General features: G+C 39.2%; 20 protein-coding genes and 1 riboswitch. Of the genes, 5 read left to right on the forward strand and 15 right to left on the reverse strand.

Annotated elements, in window-relative coordinates; genetic code table 11:
- Nucleotides 1-101: 101 nt before the first annotated feature.
- Nucleotides 102-3,467, reverse strand: a complete 3,366-nt coding sequence (gene dnaE / locus LG273_RS11955) for a DNA polymerase III subunit alpha (protein WP_404453850.1) — start codon at nucleotides 3,465-3,467, stop codon at nucleotides 102-104.
- A gap of 138 nt (nucleotides 3,468-3,605) precedes the next feature.
- Here dnaE and LG273_RS11960 point away from each other — a divergent pair, with 138 nt between their 5' ends.
- The 3 genes from LG273_RS11960 (at nucleotide 3,606) to LG273_RS11970 (ending at nucleotide 4,767) form a co-directional block, all read left to right on the forward strand.
- Nucleotides 3,606-3,938: a YtrH family sporulation protein gene (locus LG273_RS11960; protein WP_379560576.1), complete on the forward strand. Its 333-nt coding sequence runs from the start codon at nucleotides 3,606-3,608 to the stop codon at nucleotides 3,936-3,938.
- A complete protein-coding gene (gene ytrI, locus LG273_RS11965) occupies nucleotides 3,938-4,429 on the forward strand; it encodes a sporulation membrane protein YtrI (RefSeq protein ID WP_379560575.1) in 492 nt (163 codons plus the stop codon). The genes LG273_RS11960 and ytrI overlap by 1 nt, the downstream gene beginning before the upstream one ends.
- Nucleotides 4,430-4,557: 128 nt before the next feature.
- Nucleotides 4,558-4,767 carry a hypothetical protein gene (locus tag LG273_RS11970; RefSeq protein ID WP_379560574.1) on the forward strand — a complete coding sequence of 70 codons (210 nt, stop codon included), beginning with the start codon at nucleotides 4,558-4,560 and terminating at the stop codon, nucleotides 4,765-4,767.
- 145 nt (nucleotides 4,768-4,912) lie between these two features.
- Here LG273_RS11970 and LG273_RS11975 read toward each other — a convergent pair whose 3' ends face one another.
- Entirely contained in the window at nucleotides 4,913-5,857 is a 945-nt protein-coding gene (locus LG273_RS11975) for a bifunctional oligoribonuclease/PAP phosphatase NrnA (protein WP_379560573.1), read from the reverse strand.
- A 151-nt stretch (nucleotides 5,858-6,008) separates the two neighbouring features.
- On the opposite strand from LG273_RS11975, the gene LG273_RS11980 reads away from it, so the two are divergent.
- Nucleotides 6,009-6,320: a YtpI family protein gene (locus tag LG273_RS11980; RefSeq protein ID WP_379560572.1), complete on the forward strand. Its 312-nt coding sequence runs from the start codon at nucleotides 6,009-6,011 to the stop codon at nucleotides 6,318-6,320.
- 60 nt (nucleotides 6,321-6,380) lie between these two features.
- Here LG273_RS11980 and LG273_RS11985 read toward each other — a convergent pair whose 3' ends face one another.
- The 12 genes from LG273_RS11985 to LG273_RS12040 all read right to left on the reverse strand — a co-directional run bounded on the left by LG273_RS11985 (nucleotide 6,381) and on the right by LG273_RS12040 (nucleotide 16,232).
- On the reverse strand, nucleotides 6,381-7,688 hold the full coding sequence (locus tag LG273_RS11985) for a DRTGG domain-containing protein (RefSeq protein WP_404453856.1): 1,308 nt from the start codon (nucleotides 7,686-7,688) through the stop codon (nucleotides 6,381-6,383).
- Nucleotides 7,689-7,760: 72 nt separating this feature from the next.
- Entirely contained in the window at nucleotides 7,761-7,988 is a 228-nt protein-coding gene (locus LG273_RS11990) for a hypothetical protein (protein ID WP_379560570.1), read from the reverse strand.
- Nucleotides 7,989-8,082: 94 nt separating this feature from the next.
- On the reverse strand, nucleotides 8,083-8,628 hold the full coding sequence (locus tag LG273_RS11995; RefSeq protein WP_379560569.1) for a hypothetical protein: 546 nt from the start codon (nucleotides 8,626-8,628) through the stop codon (nucleotides 8,083-8,085).
- Entirely contained in the window at nucleotides 8,609-9,166 is a 558-nt protein-coding gene (locus tag LG273_RS12000) for a hypothetical protein (protein WP_379560568.1), read from the reverse strand. Before LG273_RS12000 ends, LG273_RS11995 begins: the two co-directional genes overlap by 20 nt.
- Nucleotides 9,167-9,171: 5 nt before the next feature.
- Nucleotides 9,172-10,074: a type IV pilus biogenesis protein PilM gene (pilM, locus tag LG273_RS12005; protein WP_379560567.1), complete on the reverse strand. Its 903-nt coding sequence runs from the start codon at nucleotides 10,072-10,074 to the stop codon at nucleotides 9,172-9,174.
- A 12-nt stretch (nucleotides 10,075-10,086) separates the two neighbouring features.
- Nucleotides 10,087-10,842 (reverse strand): prepilin peptidase, encoded by a 756-nt coding sequence (locus LG273_RS12010; RefSeq protein ID WP_404453861.1) that lies wholly within the window; start codon nucleotides 10,840-10,842, stop codon nucleotides 10,087-10,089.
- An 80-nt stretch (nucleotides 10,843-10,922) separates the two neighbouring features.
- Nucleotides 10,923-11,309 (reverse strand): prepilin-type N-terminal cleavage/methylation domain-containing protein, encoded by a 387-nt coding sequence (locus tag LG273_RS12015; RefSeq protein ID WP_404453864.1) that lies wholly within the window; start codon nucleotides 11,307-11,309, stop codon nucleotides 10,923-10,925.
- A 36-nt stretch (nucleotides 11,310-11,345) separates the two neighbouring features.
- A riboswitch (cyclic di-GMP riboswitch) is annotated at nucleotides 11,346-11,428 on the reverse strand.
- A 43-nt stretch (nucleotides 11,429-11,471) separates the two neighbouring features.
- Entirely contained in the window at nucleotides 11,472-12,671 is a 1,200-nt protein-coding gene (locus LG273_RS12020) for a type II secretion system F family protein (protein WP_404453867.1), read from the reverse strand.
- A gap of 1 nt (nucleotide 12,672) precedes the next feature.
- Nucleotides 12,673-13,713, reverse strand: coding sequence for a type IV pilus twitching motility protein PilT (locus LG273_RS12025; RefSeq protein WP_404453870.1), 1,041 nt, complete (start codon nucleotides 13,711-13,713; stop codon nucleotides 12,673-12,675).
- A 12-nt stretch (nucleotides 13,714-13,725) separates the two neighbouring features.
- The gene (locus tag LG273_RS12030; RefSeq protein WP_404453873.1) at nucleotides 13,726-15,351 is read right to left on the reverse strand and encodes a GspE/PulE family protein; all 1,626 of its coding nucleotides are present in this window, start codon (nucleotides 15,349-15,351) and stop codon (nucleotides 13,726-13,728) included.
- A 15-nt stretch (nucleotides 15,352-15,366) separates the two neighbouring features.
- A complete protein-coding gene (locus LG273_RS12035; protein WP_379560561.1) occupies nucleotides 15,367-15,780 on the reverse strand; it encodes a hypothetical protein in 414 nt (137 codons plus the stop codon).
- Nucleotides 15,777-16,232, reverse strand: coding sequence for a prepilin-type N-terminal cleavage/methylation domain-containing protein (locus LG273_RS12040; RefSeq protein ID WP_379560560.1), 456 nt, complete (start codon nucleotides 16,230-16,232; stop codon nucleotides 15,777-15,779). The genes LG273_RS12035 and LG273_RS12040 overlap by 4 nt, the downstream gene beginning before the upstream one ends.
- Before the next feature lie 63 nt (nucleotides 16,233-16,295).
- On the opposite strand from LG273_RS12040, the gene LG273_RS12045 reads away from it, so the two are divergent.
- Nucleotides 16,296-17,768: a prepilin-type N-terminal cleavage/methylation domain-containing protein gene (locus LG273_RS12045; protein WP_404453877.1), complete on the forward strand. Its 1,473-nt coding sequence runs from the start codon at nucleotides 16,296-16,298 to the stop codon at nucleotides 17,766-17,768.
- Between the two features lie 64 nt (nucleotides 17,769-17,832).
- Here the strand turns inward: LG273_RS12045 and LG273_RS12050 are convergent, their stop codons facing one another.
- Complete coding sequence (locus tag LG273_RS12050) at nucleotides 17,833-18,513, reverse strand: metal-dependent hydrolase (protein ID WP_404453880.1); 681 nt, start codon at nucleotides 18,511-18,513, stop codon at nucleotides 17,833-17,835.
- Between the last annotated feature and the right edge of the window lie 5 nt (nucleotides 18,514-18,518).

The raw sequence follows: 18,518 nt of genomic DNA on the forward strand, positions 1-18,518 counted from the left end.
AGATTATCGCTCCTTTATTTGCAGTAGAAGTTGCCGTGCAGTGGTCTGACCACCCTTAACCATTACATTATAACAGATGAAAAAGCTCTGTAAAGTATTGTCTATCTAGTTGACTTATCAAGAACCACGTTATTTTCACCGAAATATTGCTTTAAAGCTTTTATGGATTTATACGCGGGATCAATAAAGTAATCGCTATCCAACTTGTATGATTTACGTTGATTTTGTCGGTAGACAATAATCGGGATGGAACCGGGATATTTTGCAACGATTTGTTGGATTGCTTTAAGATCTTGCTCATTTTCCTCTCCAGTTGTCCGGATAAATAATCTTTCCTCTTTATCTTCGACTTGAAGGCTCGTCTCTTCAAAAGCAATCATGCTACTTAATAGTAACTGCTTTGCCCCGTTACGCTCCTCAACTCGCCCCTTAACCGTAACCATGTTCTCTTCTTCCATCAAGCTTTTGGTATCTCGATATAAATCGGGAAAGGCAACAGCATCCATATCACCCGTTTCATCATTTAGTGTAAGAAAAGCCATATTTTCCCCACGTTTGGTTCGAATGGTTTTAATATGTTGGATCATCACTGCGCTTTTAACGTCTTTTTTATTTTCAAGTGAAAGCATCGTGGATATGGACAAGTGTCCATTTTTACGAAGCAACTCCCTGTAATCCGCTAAAGGATGACTGGAAACATAAATACCTAAAAGCTCCTTTTCATCAGCTAGCTTTTTCAATGGACTAAAATCCTCTATTTCCACGTAATCTGCTTCCAGTTCAATTTTATCTTGGAAGAGACTTGGCTGATCGACAAATTCTTTAAAAAGCTCCCCTTGTTCCAATGCTCTATCAATGGAAGCTAATAAACTAGCTCGATTGGGCTTTGTTTCGTCAAAGGTACCGGCCATAATAAGGAGCTCCAGGTTTTTTCTATTCACTGCTTTAGGAGACACTCTAAGGCAAAAATCAAAAAGATCTTTAAATAGCCCCTCTTTCCTAACACGTAAAATTTCCTGAACCACCTGGTTTCCAATCCCTTTAATAATAGATAGCCCCATTCTAATACCATTACCTTCTACGGAAAACCTTCCAAAGCTTGCATTAATAGATGGTGGCGACAGGCTAATTCCTTGCTCTTTAATCTCCTGAATGTACTGATGCAGCTTATCCTGTTGATTAGCAACAGTGCTCAGTAATTCCGTATAAAAGGCTGCAGGGTAATGTGCTTTTAAGTAGGCAAGCTGATAGGATATTTTACTGTAAGCGACAGCGTGACTTCGGTTAAAACCATAGTTTGCAAAACGCACAATCCAGGTGAAGATTTCCTCTCCGACTGATCTGTTGTAGCCATTTTTAACACAGCCTTGTACAAACTTTTCCTTTTGCTCCTGCAAAACCTGTTCCTGCTTTTTGCTGACAGCTCGCCGTAGAATATCTGCTTCTCCTAACGACATTCCGGCTATTTTATTGGCAACCTGCATAATCTGTTCCTGATAAACAAGTACACCATACGTACTAGATAGAATAGGTTCTAAGTCAGGATGTGGATAGCTAACTAAATGCTGGTTTTGCTTTCTTTCAATATAAGTTGGAATATACTCCATCGGGCCTGGACGGTACAGCGCATTAACAACCACAATATCCTCAAAAGATGTAGGCCGCAGATTTCGCAGCACCTGTTGCATACCTTGTGATTCAAGCTGAAAAACACCATTCGTTTTTCCCTGTCTTAACAAAGCAAATGTTTTTTCGTCTCCCTCTTCTAGTTTATTAACATCTACTTGGGTTTTATACGAAAAATGGATGGTACGGACAATGCGCTCAATGAGGGAAAGGTTTCGTAAACCTAGAAAGTCCATTTTTAGTAAGCCTAGTTCCTCAAGTTCGTTCATAGGAAACTGCGTAAGCATTGTGTTGTCTGTGCCTGCTTTTAATGGGACGTGTTCTACAAGTGGCTGCTCGCTTATGACCACTCCTGCTGCATGGGTCGAAGCATGTCGTGGCAATCCCTCGAGTTTTGCGGAAACAGATAATAATGTTTTTAATTTAGCTGATTGCTTAATATAAGCTATTAATTCCTCTGACTGCTTTACAAGCTCCGGAATCGGCAGCTTGGATTGCAATGGGACATGTTTTAATATATATGCTGCATCCTGCTGATCTATTTCCATCGTCTTCATGACTTCTCTTAAGGTTGATCTTGCCCCAAAGGTACCAAACGTTATAATTTGCGCCACATGAGCATTCCCATATTTTTCCCTTACATATGCAATTACTTCATCTCTTCGCGTATCGGAAAAGTCAATATCTATATCCGGCATCGTTTGTCTCTCTGGGTTTAAAAAGCGCTCGAACAGTAGGTTATATTCGATTGGATCTACATCTGTAATCCCTAATAAATAAGCTACTAAAGAGCCTGCTGCTGAGCCCCTGCCTGGCCCCACCATAATGTTATTGGTCTTAGCGTATTGGATGAAATCTGCCACAATTAAAAAATAATCACTAAATCCCATATTAGCAATGATACGTAATTCATATGCTAGACGCTTTCTAACTTCTTCTGTAAGCGGGTTGTAACGCTTATTAAGATTCTCAACACATTTCTCCTCTAAATAAGCTTTAGCATCATGTCCAGTTGGCACTGGAAAGGATGGGAGAAGCCTTTTGCCAAATTGGATGGTTACATTACATTTTTCCTTTATGGCTTCTGTGTGGCGCAAGGCTTCCGGCCAGACTTGTTGAAAAACCTGCTCCATTTCTTCTGTTGATTTAAGATAGTTTCCTGTTAGGGCGGGATTACTCCTCCCTTCCCAGCTTTCCCCACTTTTCATCGATTGCAAGCAATCTAGCACCACATCATCCTGAGCATGTAAATAGCGGACATCATGGAGTGCTGTAACTGCAATGTTCTCTCTTTCCTGTAACCCTTTAAGGATAGCGTACAAGTTTTCATTCCCTAAAACACTATCTTGAATCGCCAAATAAAAGTCACCCTGCTGAACAAATCTCTCCCATTTCTTTATGTACATAACTAGATCTTCAAATGAAGTAGTTTTCGCTTTCGTACAGAAGGTTGAGATGGCGTTAGAAAGTGTAAAAATGACCACAATATCTTCAATTAAATATTGAAGTGTCTCAATATCAATTGCCGTCGCTTCTTCCTGTTGTAGCTTTGTACTTATTTTCAACAATGCTTGATAGCCTTGAGTATTTTTAGCAAGCAAAATAGCTTCCTCAAGATTGTTCTCTTCATCTTCTACTTGAATTATCATACCGATGATCGGCTTTATCCCTTTTTCCCTGCATGCCTTATAAAACGGTATGGTGCCATATAGCACATTCTCGTCTGTTAATGCGAGCGCATCGAATTGCATATCACTCGCTCGCTGTACTAGCTTATCTATTGTGATTGTACTCTTAAAGAAACTATACCCACTTCTCACTTGCAAATGCGTATATGCCATAATATCCCGCCTTCTTTCTCTCTTCCCTATTATAACAATCTAAATAGAACATGCATACGCAAATGCTGATAAATTATCATAAGGCTACTTTCTATTTCATAAAATGAAAGGGACACGCCCTCGGAAGGAGTCGTTTTTATGGAAGAACGCTTTTTTGCTACTGCTATTCATTGTTTTTTTATTGCCTTTGGTGTAATGGTGGGCGGATCAATTATAGGAAGTATTGGGGAATTTGCGACAGGTGATGCCCCTTTAGCGGCAATTGGTACCATTGCAAAGAAACTACGTATTTGGGCTATTGCTGCAGCAATTGGAGGGACATTTGATGCGCTCAGTAATTTCGAACGAGGTCTTTTTGAGGGGTCGACCATGGATATTTTTCGACAGCTTGTTTTATTATTATGTGCAATGGGTGGCGTGAAAACTGCTGTGGTGTTTATTGAATGGCTTATTCAGGAGGAAGTTTCCTAATGCATATTCCTCCCTATCATAAAAAGACAACTTGGCAACGTTTCTTCGCAGGAACCTTTGTTGGCGGTATTATCGCATACATTATCTTTATTTTCATGTATGGCACCATGTATGAAACTCAGCTAAAAGAAAATCTGGCACTTACTTCACAAGTAAATGATTTAAAAAATCAAAATGAAGCGCTATTAAAGGATACGGAGGATCTAAAAGCGCCCGTTACCGTTTCGGTTATTGAAATAACAATTGAGAATGCGAAGGAATTATCTCTGGACAGCCTTGTAGTGCCTAAGCTCGAGGCTTTAGTGAAGGATGAAATAAGTCATATTACGGGGCAAAGTGTTTCGATTGTGGACGAAATTGATCAGCTTCTAATCTCAGCTATCGAAAATAAAGAATTTACAATCGATGACCTTCGCTATAATTTCACTGTTCAAAAGCTTACCATATCAGAGACTGTTAAAGTTATTTTAGAAGCAGAGAGTCTTAACTAACACTAAAAAGGTATAACTGGCGATGGTATCTTCAGAAATTTCCTATTGGAAAGACCAACTATTTTAAAAAAAGGTTAGCACCTTGCGCCCATTCCTTTACATATACTAAACGGAAAGGGGGCTTTTGTATGCATATTATGTCTTATAACCGATTACGAGACCAAAAGTTGGCCCAATTGAGAAGAGGGCAAACGGCTTATGCCGAATCACATGAGCTCGTCAGGCTCTTAAAACGGGGTATTGAGCGAGAACAGTTGCTTGTTCACTATGACCAGACACAACAAGGTTGCTGGATTATTCCACTTGTTAAGCAGGAAAGTGCACAAATTGGTTTATGAAATGGCAATTATGCGTCTTATATCTGAAGACGGGCACACTTGATATTCTTATTCCTAAACAAATACTTATCTTCAGTCTAACAATAAAGCCAAACGGATGTACCTTTCAATCCATTTGGCTTTTTCATGGTTTTAAAACATTTTTTTATTTATATGTGCGACAAACTTCCTCGAGATCCTGTACGACCTGTTCAGCGTCTTCCCAACTGTATACTGTTGCTCCTGAGGCCATTGGATGCCCCCCGCCATTATAGTTCGCGGCAATTTTGTTAATAACAGGACCTTTTGATCTCAATCTTACACGGATTAAATCCTCTTCTTCGATGAAGAACACCCAAGCTTTGATACCTTCTACTTCTCCCAATATGCCAACAAGCTGTCCGGTCTCCACAGGATCTACTTGAAAGGAAGCCAAAACATCCTGGGTTAATTTGATGGTACTTAAACCATTCTCTGATAGTTCGTAACGCTGCAGGACATAACCGCGAAGTCGCGCAATATTTTGTTTCACATTATAAATACCATCATAAAGAGCCGTGCGATCAAACTGATAAGCTACAAGGTCTGCTGCATATTGAAAGGTTTTCTTTGTCGTACTTGGAAACAAAAACCTCCCTGTGTCTCCGACTATCCCCGCATAAAGCGAGGCTGCAGCTTTATCATTTAGTTGTAATCCTTCATCCTTCCCATGAAGAAACAGCTCATAGATCATCTCACTTGTCGAGCTAGCCTCCGTGTCAATCCACGAAATGTCTCCGTATGGGTCTGTATTTGGGTGGTGATCAATTTTAATCAATTTTTGGCCGAGATGATAACGAGTGTCACTAATACGATCAGTATTAGCTGTGTCGCATGTAATGACAAGCGCATCTTTGTACATGTCATCTGCAATTTCATCCATTTCCAATAAAAACGCTAGGGAGGGGTCTACTTCTCCTACTACATACACCTGCTTATCTGGAAAGGAAGTTTTGATAAGTTCCTGCAACCCACCTTGAGAGCCTAAGGCATCAGGGTCGGGGCGTACATGTCTGTGAATAATAATAGTGCTATATGATTTTATCGCTTCTATAATTTGCTGTTTTGGCATCTAGGATTCCCTCCACAATCTTATTTCGTTCTGGCTAAACCGTGATAAAAAAGTTACAATGTAAGAAGGTGCTTTCGCTCGTCCTTTACTATAGACGAGATGGAAATAATGAAAAGGTATTCAACGTTATTATATATTTAGGAGTGTGCTTATGTTTATTTTTCCGATTATTATCATCCTATCGGTAGTGTTCTATGTGTATTACAAAGTCGCTATTCTAAAAACAAAGGACCGACTTACCCAAGTTTATTTTAATGCCCGGTCACGTATGTGCTTAGGTAGTTTTTTACTGTTCTTTGGTGTAAACCAATATGTGTTTTATCAGACGCAGCTCGCTTTATTTATTGGCATTTTATTTTTCGCTTGGGGCGCATACCTACTTTACTTTGGTTTTAAAGAAGCAAAGCATTATAAAAATGAATATAAAAGGTTGCATCCTGCAGGGTATAAAGCTGACGAATAAAGTCAGCTTTTTTTGCTAGAAAATGCCACCTTTTGAGTCAGTCGCTTGTCCGTTTTCAAATCATCGATCAATCAATTGGGCCATTATTAACCCCTTACCAGCAATTTTACGCTCATTGTACACTTCAACCTCAATTTTCGCATACATTCTCCCTGCCTCCAGCAGCTTAGGCTTGATGACAAGCTTACTATCAATCTGCATGGGTTTTAAAAAATATACTGTTAAATTTTCTACTACTAAGTCACCTTTTTTATAATGCATCAACAGCCTGCTGCTCGCCTCTGTAATTAAGGCAGTAAACACGCCATTTGAAAGCGTCCCTAGCTGATTCGTCATCTGTGGTGTTACATCAGCTTCATAAACTGGTTTACCGTCCTCAGAATCAATTAGCGACCTTGATACAATGTCGTCAATCGTTTCACCAACCTGTGGCTGTCGTTGAATTTGTTGCAATGCTTTTAAAACATCCTGACGGGAAATGACCCCCTGGAAACGAGAAGCCTGGTCTATTACAGGAACCACCTCTATGCCTTCCCAAACCATCATATGAGCCACTGAAGCAAGGGATGTTTTTTCCTGTACCACCTGCGGATTTTTGCTCATCACCTTTTCGATAAGCATGTCTGCTTCTTTGGCTACTACATCCTTTGAGGTTACCATCCCCAACACTCTGTTACTCTCGTCAATCACGGGGAACCTTGTGTGGCCGGACTGTTCATTTAGTTCATACCATTTACCGACAGTGTCTCCAGCCCGAAGAAACCAGGAAGATTCGTAAGGAGTGAAAATATCTCCAACAAATACAATTTCCTTTTTAATTAGCTGGTCATATATCGCCCTGTTAATCATCGCTGCTACCGTAAATGTATCATAGCTGGTTGAGATAATCGGCAATTCTTTTTCATCTGCCAGTCGTTTAATATGTTCTTCTGTATCAAACCCTCCCGTAATAAGAACAGCAGCTCCTTCATTCAATGCTAATTCGTGTGCCTCTACACGGTTTCCAATAATTAAGAGAGAATTAGCCTCCGTGTAACGCATCATTGCGTCAAGCTGCATAGCTCCAATTACAAATTTGTTCAACGTTTTATGGAGCCCTGTCTTTCCTCCAAGAACTTGTCCATCAATAATATTAATGACCTCAGCAAAAGAAAGCCGATCAAAGTTTTCTCGATTTTTTCTTTCAATTCGTATCGTTCCTACACGTTCAATGGTGCTAACAATCCCCTGATTCTCTGCTTCTTTAATGGCACGGTAGGCTGTGCCATCACTTACGCCAAGTTCCTTTGCAATTTGTCTAACGGATATCTTATGACCAACTGAAAGGGACAGGATATGCTGAATAATCTGCTCATGTTTCGTTGCCAATGGCGTTCCACCAACTTTCAACTGTACTAGTACATTTGTTAGTACTTATTATACAGTTGATCAAAGGTAAACTCAATAATTATGGGAATGGCGCCTCTCCTGTTCTTGCTGTTCCATAATTGGTGGCTTGGTCATTTGTAAAAATGTTGCGAGATTTGCTCCAACTACTAAAATAAGGAAACCAAGCCATCCTCCCCAAAATATCATCTCTGGCACAGTATTCGCATATGGAATTACTGGCCATGCAAAATAAAGCAGGAAACCTGCAAGCAATAATCTTAAAATAGCATAGTGTCGCATGATATCGCCTCCTCCTAACAAACTATGAAACAGGCAGGCAAAACAGAACAAAGGCATTTTAAAGAATTGCAGAAAAAATAGCCTTATTAGAAGGCTATTGTGCATAATAGGTAGAGAAGGTGATCTGGGCAAAAACTGATTCCCCATCCTGCTGGACATTTAATGCATCTATTGTAATTAATCTATCTCCTGTTTTAATTGCATCCAAGAACACGTTCACATCTTGCAGGTTTTCTCCTGTCATATCCATGCTATAACTAGCCTTCTGAACAAGGGACGAAACCTCTTCTGTTTCCTCAGCATTGGCAACTTCCATATTTTCTGTTGTTGTACCTATGTAACTAATACGTACTTGGCTTTCATTGGCTAGTGTCTGAATCTCACGCAATAATGAGTCGGCTGCTAAGTAGCTAGGAATTAAACGATTTATTGTATCTACGCCCTTCGTGACTTGCTCATCCTCTTCTGTAGACTGGATAGCAATTTGCTCTTCAAACATCGTTACTTGTTGTTGTAGACTTTCTGCTTCCTCTTTTTGCGGTTTGATCATTAACTGATAGGCAGTTATATACACTAAAGCTATGAAAAGGAGTGAGCCGACTAGCACAAGTAAATGTTTCTTATTCAATATTTTCATCATTTGCGCTATGCTCCTCCTTTAAACTTTCTTCCAGTAGCTGAACTGTCAAAACAGCTTCGTAGCTTTCTCCCATTTCAGCAACACTGGTTAGTTGCACATTAGTTATATAGGTGAGATCAACTAGCTCTGCAATATAATCTGCCACAGCGTTCATATCCGCATAATTTGCCGTTACAATAAACGAATCTGACGAATTGTTTTCATAACTTACTAGCTCGTCATTATTTGTTAATCGTTCGGTTACGGCATGAAAAAGAGGCATTGTAGGCATTGCGCTTTCACTTATTCGATCTACTTCTGTCATCAATTGCTCTACTGATCTTGACCCTGAAGCATCTTCAGCTTGCAATTCAGCAAGTGTGATCTCCAACTCCGCTAAGTCACTTTCAGCTTGCGCTATTACTTCATCCACATGGTTTTTCTGAAGGAATAAACCAATCGCCACACAGCAAAGACATAATAAAATGACCCCTCCGAGTATAAGGAGTGTCAGCCGGTTATTTGGTTGTTTTTGGATAAAATTAATTTCTGTCGTCATGCTGTTTATCCCTCATTTTTCGTAGCCAGACCGAGCACGTCTGCATATTTTGCTGGTAGCTCATCTTTCTGAAAGTCCTCTACTTTATAGACCGTTTCTTCCATTAAACGTCCCTTTAATTGCGGAAGACCGGCAAAGTCACCAGATACTAACAGGAGCTCTATTTGGGCAGCACCTTTTGTAATAGAGTATCGGTAGAAATCAATAATACGATTAATTTCAATTAAATACTCATCAATCGTACGATCCCATTGTACTTCCTCGTTCGTTTGCTCCAACTTCATATGCCGCGTAAAAATAGGCTTATTTTCCTTAAATGCTGTTAATACTAATGCATCTTCATTCCAATGAATAAGTAAAACATGGTGTGGCTTTTCTTCCTGTCGTGTAGACATGTAATAACGATAAACCGATAAGGAGGTTAAATCAGCCACAATAGGGCGCAATCCTTGTTCCTCAAAAACTTCCATGAAATCCGTAATTTTCTCCTTAGGATAAGCAAAAAGTAACACCTGTTGCATATCCCCTTGTTTTTCTAGAAAATCAATCGCAATTGCCGGATTAGCGAATGGCAAATAAATGCTACTTCCAAGCTGGGTTTCAATATAGCCTCTTGCTTCCTCCCTTGTTAAAGCAGCTGGTACGTCAAGCTGGCGAATCACAACCGTATCATCTGGAACCGCAAATAATAGCTTTTTTCGTTTCCATTTATGTTCCTGTACAAGCTGGCGAATCTGCTCAGAGAAAACTGCCTTGTCGATGATTTTCCCATCCTCTAATACAGAGGGAGGAAGCTTTAGTTCCCCATGTTCCTCTAACCCATCCAATTTATTATTTTTATGAAAGGTATATCTTAGCTTCCGATTTGTAATGACAATATTCACCCTGCCATTAGACATAAATCCCATGCTGTCACGCCCTTAAGAAAGAATTGTAAAATACCAGTCCATTAAACCTTCGCCAAAAAAGTATGTAATTAAGCTTGCCACTACAATATACGGTCCAAAGGGAACTGGCTGCTTCCGATCAATGATGCGGAACCCTATTAAAACAAGACCGATAATCGCCCCAATAATACAAGAAAGAAAAAATGATAAAAAGGTACCTTGTAAGCCAAGCACAATACCTAGCACACCAAAAAGCTTCATGTCCCCTGCACCCATTCCACCCTTGCTAATTAAAATAACAAGCATAATAATGGCAATTCCTGCAAAAGCACCAGCTAACCCACTCCACCACGGATCAAGTGGAACAATCAAGCGCATTATTAAGAAAAATGGCAGGAAAAACAAAAGCACTTTATTGGGGATAATCATATAGGCTAAATCTGAAACAAGAATAATCATGAGCAAGGAAACCAATAGTAGTGCTGTAATGAGTTCTAATTGTAACCCAATTAAGGTGTAACCTAAGGCAAAGAAAATGCCTGTTAAAAATTCAATGGCTGGATAAATATAAGAGATGGATTCACGGCAATACCGACACCTTCCCCGTTGTAAGAGAAATGAAAGAAGCGGTATATTATCATACCAAGCCAATTGATGGTTACACTTTGGGCATCTGGAACGGTCATTCGCAAAAGGCATCTTCTTTGGAATTCGCAGTCCGACCACATTAAAAAAAGACCCAAAAAGCAAGCCTAATGCGAAAAATAATAAAATCATGACACTTTCCATTTATGTACTCCTTTATTTTTAAGATTGAAGAAAACGCCCTGCTTTGGGGCAAGGGCGTTGCTTTGGTGTTTGTTATTAGCTTATTCTGTCTCAGTTTTTTTTGTTCCCTCAGATCCTGTATATTCAAAGGTCTTTTCACCATCTTTAGTTGCTACTAGAACCCCTCCGCTTAAGTTAAAATTATCGTCTTCAATATTAACATCAAGGAAGCCTGCTTGCTGAAGTTCAGTAATTTCATAAGTATTATTAGCCTTTGGTTTTACTTCAGACAAGTCAGCAAGTTTTGCAGCGTTTAAAACTAATTCAATGTTTGCATCAGTTGTATCTTGTTTCGCTTTACTAATTAAATTACCAACCGATGGTACTGCAATTGCTAAAATAATCGCCAAAATTGCAATAACTGCTAAAAGCTCCACCAACGTAAATCCTTTTTCTTTTTTAAACATTTTTTTCATGCGTGCTAGCATAAAAATCCCGCCTCTCTAAATATGTAAGATTAGTAACACATTCAGGTCGGTTGCACTACTAGCTCCAGATTACCCAAGTGCCCAGGTAAAGATAATCCTTCATTGCCTCCGTCTATTTACCTAGTACTATCATAGTATATAAAACTACAATTTACCACATTTTTATTGTAAATTTTCGAACATAGAAAACATTGGTATAACAACTGCCGAAATGATTCCGCCTACAATGACAGTAAGTATAATAATCATTAGCGGTTCTATTAATGTTTTAATTCTGTTTGACAATTGCTCTACTTCTTCCTCATAAAAGGAAGCTGCTTTTGCGAGCATCTGGTCCAATGTACCTGTTTTCTCGCCAATTTGCATCATTTGAATAATAAGTGGCGGTATTACCCAATGATTCTTCATTGGTTTGGTGATCGATTCACCCTGACTCAGGGTCTCTTTAGACTCATGCAATACCCCTTCAATCACCCGATTGCCCACTACTTTTTCGGTAATTTCTACTGCTTCCAGAATAGGGACAGCACTATTAACTAAAGTGCTTAAGGTTTGCGTCATTCGTACAAGTGCACCTTTATGTGCAAGCACACCGAGAAACGGAAACTTTAGCTTATATGTATCAATGCGATAGCGAAAACTATCATAGCGTAACATAGACTTCCCTAGAAGAACTAGTAATATGAAAAACAACGCAATAACCCACCAAAACATGCCAACCCAATCACTTAAATTAAGAATAAATTGTGTATATGGAGGAATCTCTTCACCAAAGGAATTAAACATCGTCACAAATTGCGGCACAATAAATACGAGTAAGAAAACACTTAAGAATAGTGTAATCACACCTACCACACTCGGATAAAGCAGTGCAGAAACAACTTTTTGCTTATTTCGATATTCCTTCTCATAGTAATCTGCCATTTGATTAAGGATCTCGTCCAACTGACCACTTACTTCGCCGGCATGAATCATGTTCACAAGCAGCATCGGAAAGACATTAGAATGCTTCCCAGCCGCATTTGATAAAGAATTTCCTTGTTCTAGTTGTTTGACCATATCTTCTAAAGCAACGCGAAGTGCATAATTGTCTGTTTGCTTAGCCATCGTACTTGTGGCATCTGTAATGGTGATTCCCGCATGTATAAGGGTTGCGTATTGTCTCAGAAACAGAACAAAATCTTTGTTTTTCACACGTTTATTTAAAATAATGTCTTTGTTCCAAGGTTTTGTTTCTTCGATACGTGTAATGAGGAGCCCTTGCTTTTCCAGCTCTTTTATTGCCAGCTGCTTCGTATCAGCGTCAATCTTCCCCTTTATTCGCTCACCGGATATCCGTTTTCCAGTATATTGAAAGTCCATTCTAGGTGCTCCTTCCTTGCATAAACGGTGCAGCATCTTCCATGGTTATAAGGTTTTCCTGTACAAGCCGTTTTAATTCCATGTCCAAAGTATGCATTCCTTGCTCCCTGGAAGTCTGTAGCACGTTTTGGATTTGGTGCAGCTTTTCATTGCGAATGAGATTTTTGACCGCAGATGTATTTCGTAAAACCTCTGTTGCTGCTCTTCTTCCTGCATGATCCCTTGTTACCAAAAGCCGTTGTGAAATGACCGCTTTTAGAATCGTAGACAATTGGATACGTATTTGCGTCTGTTGTGCAGGTGGAAATACATCAATAATCCGCTCAATTGTAGAAACTGCATCAGTGGTATGTAACGTTCCAAGCACAAGATGGCCTGTTTCTGCAGCAGTAATAGCTGTTGAAATCGTTTCTAAATCCCGCATTTCCCCTAGCAAAATAATATCTGGATCCTGTCTAAGACTTGCTCTCAAACCATTCACAAAACTTTTCGTATCAAATCCAACCTCACGTTGGTCAATAATCGATTGGTTATGGGAATGCATGTACTCGATTGGATCTTCCAATGTAATGATATGTTTTTGCATCGTTTGATTAATAAAGTCGATCATAGAAGCAAGTGTCGTACTTTTACCACTCCCGGTGGGCCCTGTTACCAATACCAACCCTTGTGGCTCCAGCACAATTTCCTTCGTTACAGCCGGGAGGTTTAATTCCTCTATGGAAGGGATTCGGTTTGGGATAATACGAATCGCCAACGATAACTCTCCACGCTGATAAAACGTGTTAATCCGAAATCTTGATACTCCCTGAATTCCATAGGAGAAATCTATCTCTCTATTTAATTCAAGATGTTGCCACAATGTCTCTGGCAAAATAGCTTCTATTATTTGTTTTGTTTCCGATGGTTTTAATCGTGGCTTGTCCTGTTCTACTAACCTGCCATTTACACGAAAAATAGGCGCTTTTCCTATGGTTAAATGCACATCGGAAGCATTTTGATAATACGCTTCTGTAAGCCACTGTTCAATTGTCTCTCGCATTCTATCTACTCCCTACAGTCGAATGGACACTTGCATGATTTCTTCCATTGACGTTTTACCTTCTTTAATCTTTTGCAGACCATCCTGGATAAGAAAAGCTGTTCCTTGCTTTTCTAAATATCGCCTAATATCAGCCATGGAACCGTTATTTAAAAGCATACTTCGGATTTCATCATCGATAACTACTACTTCTTGCACAGCTATTCTTCCTCTGTAACCACGCTGGTGGCAAACAGAGCAGCCTTCACTATCATAGACATGTTCAACATCCATGCCGTTTTTCTCAAAAATTTCTTTTTCCATTCCGGTGGCAGGTCGTTGTTTCAAGCAATCTCTGCAAAGCTTACGAACTAGTCGTTGAGCCACTACCCCAGAAAGCGAGGACACAACTAAATACGGTTCGATCCCCATATCGATTAAACGAGGTATCGCATCAACTGCACTATTCGTATGAAGTGTACTGAAAACAAGATGGCCTGTTAACGAAGCACGTATTGCAATTTCCGCTGTCTCTTGGTCCCGAATCTCCCCCACCATGATGACGTTAGGATCCTGACGTAAAATGGAACGCAGGCCATTAGAGAAGGACAAACCAACAGAGCTGTTCACTTGTACCTGATTAATTCCTTCTAACTGGTACTCAACAGGATCTTCTACTGTAACAATGTTAACCGCCTCTGAATTGAGTTGATGCAGTGCGGCATACAAAGTAGATGTCTTCCCTGAACCCGTCGGCCCTGTTAAAAGTACTAAACCAGATGGACGTTTAATCAAGTTCTCATATTTTTGTAGATTCATCTCTGAGAAATCTAGCTCATTTACCTTTTTCAGCGCTTGATTTAAATCAAGGATACGAATAACAACTTTCTCTCCAAAGACTGTAGGCAAACAAGATATACGTAAATCAACTGGTGTGACCCCAACTGTTGTACGGATACGCCCGTCCTGTGGCAGTCTTGTCTGTGTAATATTCAAATCAGCCAAAATTTTGATTCTGGCAATCAAGGCATTTTGCAGCTGCTTGGCAACAATCTTCTCCGTTTGCAGCTTCCCATCAATTCGGTAACGAACTTTAACAGATGCTTCTTGTGGATCAATATGTATATCACTCGCTTTTAATTGAATAGCAGCCGTCAACAGCTGATCAAACAACTGAATGATTGGCGCTTCCGCTTCCCCACTGTTATTATTCTCTATCTTTTCTGGCTCGTTTTTATAATAGTATTTATTAATGGCAAAAAGAATATCATCCTTTGCTGCGATTACTGGAGATATACTAAAACCTGTTTCCAATTCCAGATCGTCAATAACAAAATAGTCCATAGGATCCTTCATCGCTACCATTAATTCCGTCCCACTGATTTGCAGCGGCATAATTAAATTTTGCTGTGCAGATTCTCTCGTAACAAACTGTAGAACATTTTCATCCACTGGGTACCGATACAAGGATACATGTGGAATTCCTAGCTGGAATTCAAGCACTTCAATTAATTGCTTCTCTGTTATAAAGCCATGTTCCAGGAGGGCATCTCCTAGTTTTTGATTGCTTTTCTTGGTTTCTAATGCTTCATTAATTTGTTGTTCTGAAACAAGGCCGGCATCTTTTAGCAGGTCGCCTAGACGTTTACGTGTGATCAATGTGGTTTAGTCCCTTCATTCGTTTATTGTTATTTCGATTGTACCTTCAGTTTCTACTGTTTGGCCTTGTGCAGTGCCGATGCTTGTAAAGGTGACCTCGTAACCGTCTTGTAAGAGGATTTCCCTTGGTAATTCAATTTCGAACTGTCTATCCCCATTGGCACCAATAAGCACATTTTTTGGTATATGATCTGTTAAATAAGTTAAAAGATCTTGAGCTTCACTACGTTCATAATCATCCAGAAGAGCTTGAACATAATCTACTCCCATTTGTGCTACTAACTCTGCGTCATTTCTTTTCTCCATTGTTGTAACTTGTTTTGTAGTCTGGACAACCATGCCTGATAAGGTTGTAATAAAAAGAAGTGCTAATGCGATAAACATCAACGTTAATACGAGAGCTGCTCCTTTTTCACTTTTTACATTCATGATTGTTCACCTTGATTATTTAAGACTTTTACATATGTATAAGATTCACTTACAAGGTCATGGTTATTATTTTCTTTATAGATTAAAAGTCTTGCCTGATAAAGTTGTGACTTATTAAGTTCAATGGAATCTTCTGCACATAGTTGATAAAAAGCTTGATATTTTATTTCGTTTATTTCATAGATTTCCGATATAGGAGTTTTATTACCCATGTTTCCGCCATTACAACTGTCAACATTTGCGAAATCTATTTGTTCATTATTTTTCAAATCGTAGGCCACTTGTCCTACTAAATTACTAGCTGTTAATTCATCTTCCGTTTTCCCAGTCCAATGAAATATTTGTGGAAATATCGGTAAAAGTAGCATAACAACTAGTGCAAGAAGCGCAATTGATGCTATAATCTCAATAAGGGTAAAACCACGATTGTTATGTATTATTTTTTTAATCATTCTATTATTCACGCCTTACTTGTGACTTTTATCCTATTATAGCACTTAATTGGATGTGAAAATATGAATTTTCGTCAACTTAATAATGAAAAGGGGATAACCCTTGTCGAATTGCTTGCTGCACTTGGATTGTTCGCTATTGTTATAACACTATCATCTAGTATATTCATGCAGTTATTTGGTAGTGAAAAGGAAGCTAATGCTGACATCTCACTGAAGCAACAGGCTAATGTATTGGTAAATGAAATGAAAAATCAATTCTACAATAATGAAGATAACAAAGTTTGCGTAGTTAACACACATATGGGAACTAATGTTACTACAAGGTTAAGGCATAAGGTAAATAATAATACAAAAGAATACATGCAAGATAATGGATGTTATGAGGTTTATAAATCCCAACCGATATTTGTACAGCTAACCCTTTCCAATAACTCGAACAATTCATACACTATTGAAACAACTTGGGATAAAAAAAATAAACTAACCGTTAATCTCCCGACTGAAGACCAGGGCGGCGACGATAATGATGAACTTGACGAACTCGACGAAACAGAGAATGATGAAGATGATTATTCCCCTCCAGAAACAAATAAAGATTGTGTCTTTAATGGGGATACGATACTTAGTCAGGGACAGTTTGGCGATTGGAATTTTTGCCCAAACCCCCACATAAAAAATGGGAGTGCATGGTTTACTAACAGGACTTCAATTTTCGATCCTATCAACTTTACTATTGACCAAAATTTGTTCGCTGACCAATCACTCGAGTTAGAACAAAAGGCGAAAATGAATGTTATAAATAGCGCTAGATTAGGTGGGCAGGCAATTATAAAAAGTTATAGTGAATTGACAATTGGTAAGCATTTATTGGCTAAAGGGGATATAACATTACAAGAGAACACTACAACAAAAATAGGGAAAAGCGCGCGTTTTGTAAAAGGGTTAAAACTTACAAGAGAAGCCACTCTCGACATTGGTAATAATTTATATCTTCTAGGTAATTTAACGATGCATAACAATACAAATATTAAAGTAGACAATAACGGAGAAATTTTAAGAGACCTAACACTTACAAGCAATGGCTCTCTTAGATTTGGGGGGGATTTTACTGCCTCGGGTAATATAACCATGCATAATAGTGCTAGTATCCACGGGGCTAAAGATGGTACTTTTCTAAAAGATATAAACATAACGAGTGGAGCACTCCACTTCGATCGGAACTTTGATTTAACCGGTAGTTTAACTATGCAGAGTGGAGGCAGAGTCTTAACTGGGGGAAATGCAAACTTTTCGAGTAAAGTTACATTGAATTCAGGTGCTTTTTTACATATCAAAGGAGATGCGCACTTTTATAACGATTTACACCTCCAGAGTGGAGCAAAGCTTATAGTAGAAGGCAGCGCTACATTCGACAAAGCGATCACTCCTGAAAATGGTGCAGGCTCTATTTGTATTAAAGGTGATGCTAATATTAAACAAACACCAGACTCCGATATTAAAATAACCGAACAATCCTCAAGCTGTGGAATGTAACTAAATTTAGCCACAAAAAAGCCAGAGAGTATCAAACTCCCTGGCTTTCTTCTATTATAACTACCTACAACTCCACAAAATCCCCAATCTTCATCGCCTTACCTTTTCCTACACTCACTTTCTCAGCAAACGCATCTGGATCCTGCTCAATTAAAGGGAAAGTGTTGTAATGCACAGGAACTGTGGTTTTTGCGTTGATCCACTTGGCAGCAACTAGCGCATCCTCTGGTCCCATGGTGAAGTTGTCACCAATTGGTACAAATGCGATATCAATGTCATTCATTTCTCCAATTAATTTCAAGTCTGAGAACAATCCTGTATCCCCGACATGGTAGATGGTTTTTCCATCAACCGTTAGTAAAATTCCTGCTGGCATCCCGGTATAAACAGTGGAGCCATCCTCTTCTGTGTAGGCAGAGCCGTGAAATGCCTGGGTGAATTTTACTTGTCCGAAATCAAATTTATGCTTTCCACCTATATGCATGGGATGTGTGTTTAATCCTTTACTCCCTAAATAGTCTGCAAGTTCGTTTGGTGCTACAACTAGTGCATCACTTCGCTTGGCAATTTCAAACGTATCGCCGACATGGTCGTTGTGGCCGTGTGTTAGTAAGATAACATCCGCTTTAATTGTATCCGCATTTAAGTCACACGCCTCATTACCAGAGATAAAGGGATCAATAAGAATCGTGTGTGATCCAGTTTCTACTTTTACTACAGCATGTCCATGATAAGATACTTTCATGATAT

It is taken from the genome of Oceanobacillus kapialis (assembly GCF_044790185.1).
Classification (GTDB): domain Bacteria; phylum Bacillota; class Bacilli; order Bacillales; family Amphibacillaceae; genus Oceanobacillus_B; species Oceanobacillus_B kapialis.

What these genes read in the sequence shown, in the direction of transcription:
- LG273_RS11980 (WP_379560572.1), top strand. Translation starts at nt 6,009, where the DNA reads ATGTTTATTTTTCCGATTATTATCATCCTATCGGTAGTGTTCTATGTG.
- LG273_RS12035 (WP_379560561.1), bottom strand. Translation starts at nt 15,780, where the DNA reads ATGAATGTAAAAAGTGAAAAAGGAGCAGCTCTCGTATTAACGTTGATG.
- LG273_RS11975 (WP_379560573.1), bottom strand. Translation starts at nt 5,857, where the DNA reads ATGCCAAAACAGCAAATTATAGAAGCGATAAAATCATATAGCACTATT.
- LG273_RS12015 (WP_404453864.1), bottom strand. Translation starts at nt 11,309, where the DNA reads ATGCTAGCACGCATGAAAAAAATGTTTAAAAAAGAAAAAGGATTTACG.
- LG273_RS12050 (WP_404453880.1), bottom strand. Translation starts at nt 18,513, where the DNA reads ATGAAAGTATCTTATCATGGACATGCTGTAGTAAAAGTAGAAACTGGA.
- dnaE (WP_404453850.1), bottom strand. Translation starts at nt 3,467, where the DNA reads ATGGCATATACGCATTTGCAAGTGAGAAGTGGGTATAGTTTCTTTAAG.
- LG273_RS12045 (WP_404453877.1), top strand. Translation starts at nt 16,296, where the DNA reads ATGAATTTTCGTCAACTTAATAATGAAAAGGGGATAACCCTTGTCGAA.
- LG273_RS12020 (WP_404453867.1), bottom strand. Translation starts at nt 12,671, where the DNA reads ATGGACTTTCAATATACTGGAAAACGGATATCCGGTGAGCGAATAAAG.
- LG273_RS12040 (WP_379560560.1), bottom strand. Translation starts at nt 16,232, where the DNA reads ATGATTAAAAAAATAATACATAACAATCGTGGTTTTACCCTTATTGAG.
- pilM (WP_379560567.1), bottom strand. Translation starts at nt 10,074, where the DNA reads ATGGGATTTATGTCTAATGGCAGGGTGAATATTGTCATTACAAATCGG.
- ytrI (WP_379560575.1), top strand. Translation starts at nt 3,938, where the DNA reads ATGCATATTCCTCCCTATCATAAAAAGACAACTTGGCAACGTTTCTTC.
- LG273_RS12010 (WP_404453861.1), bottom strand. Translation starts at nt 10,842, where the DNA reads ATGGAAAGTGTCATGATTTTATTATTTTTCGCATTAGGCTTGCTTTTT.
- LG273_RS11995 (WP_379560569.1), bottom strand. Translation starts at nt 8,628, where the DNA reads ATGATGAAAATATTGAATAAGAAACATTTACTTGTGCTAGTCGGCTCA.
- LG273_RS11990 (WP_379560570.1), bottom strand. Translation starts at nt 7,988, where the DNA reads ATGCGACACTATGCTATTTTAAGATTATTGCTTGCAGGTTTCCTGCTT.
- LG273_RS11960 (WP_379560576.1), top strand. Translation starts at nt 3,606, where the DNA reads ATGGAAGAACGCTTTTTTGCTACTGCTATTCATTGTTTTTTTATTGCC.
- LG273_RS12000 (WP_379560568.1), bottom strand. Translation starts at nt 9,166, where the DNA reads ATGACGACAGAAATTAATTTTATCCAAAAACAACCAAATAACCGGCTG.
- LG273_RS12025 (WP_404453870.1), bottom strand. Translation starts at nt 13,713, where the DNA reads ATGCGAGAGACAATTGAACAGTGGCTTACAGAAGCGTATTATCAAAAT.
- LG273_RS11970 (WP_379560574.1), top strand. Translation starts at nt 4,558, where the DNA reads ATGCATATTATGTCTTATAACCGATTACGAGACCAAAAGTTGGCCCAA.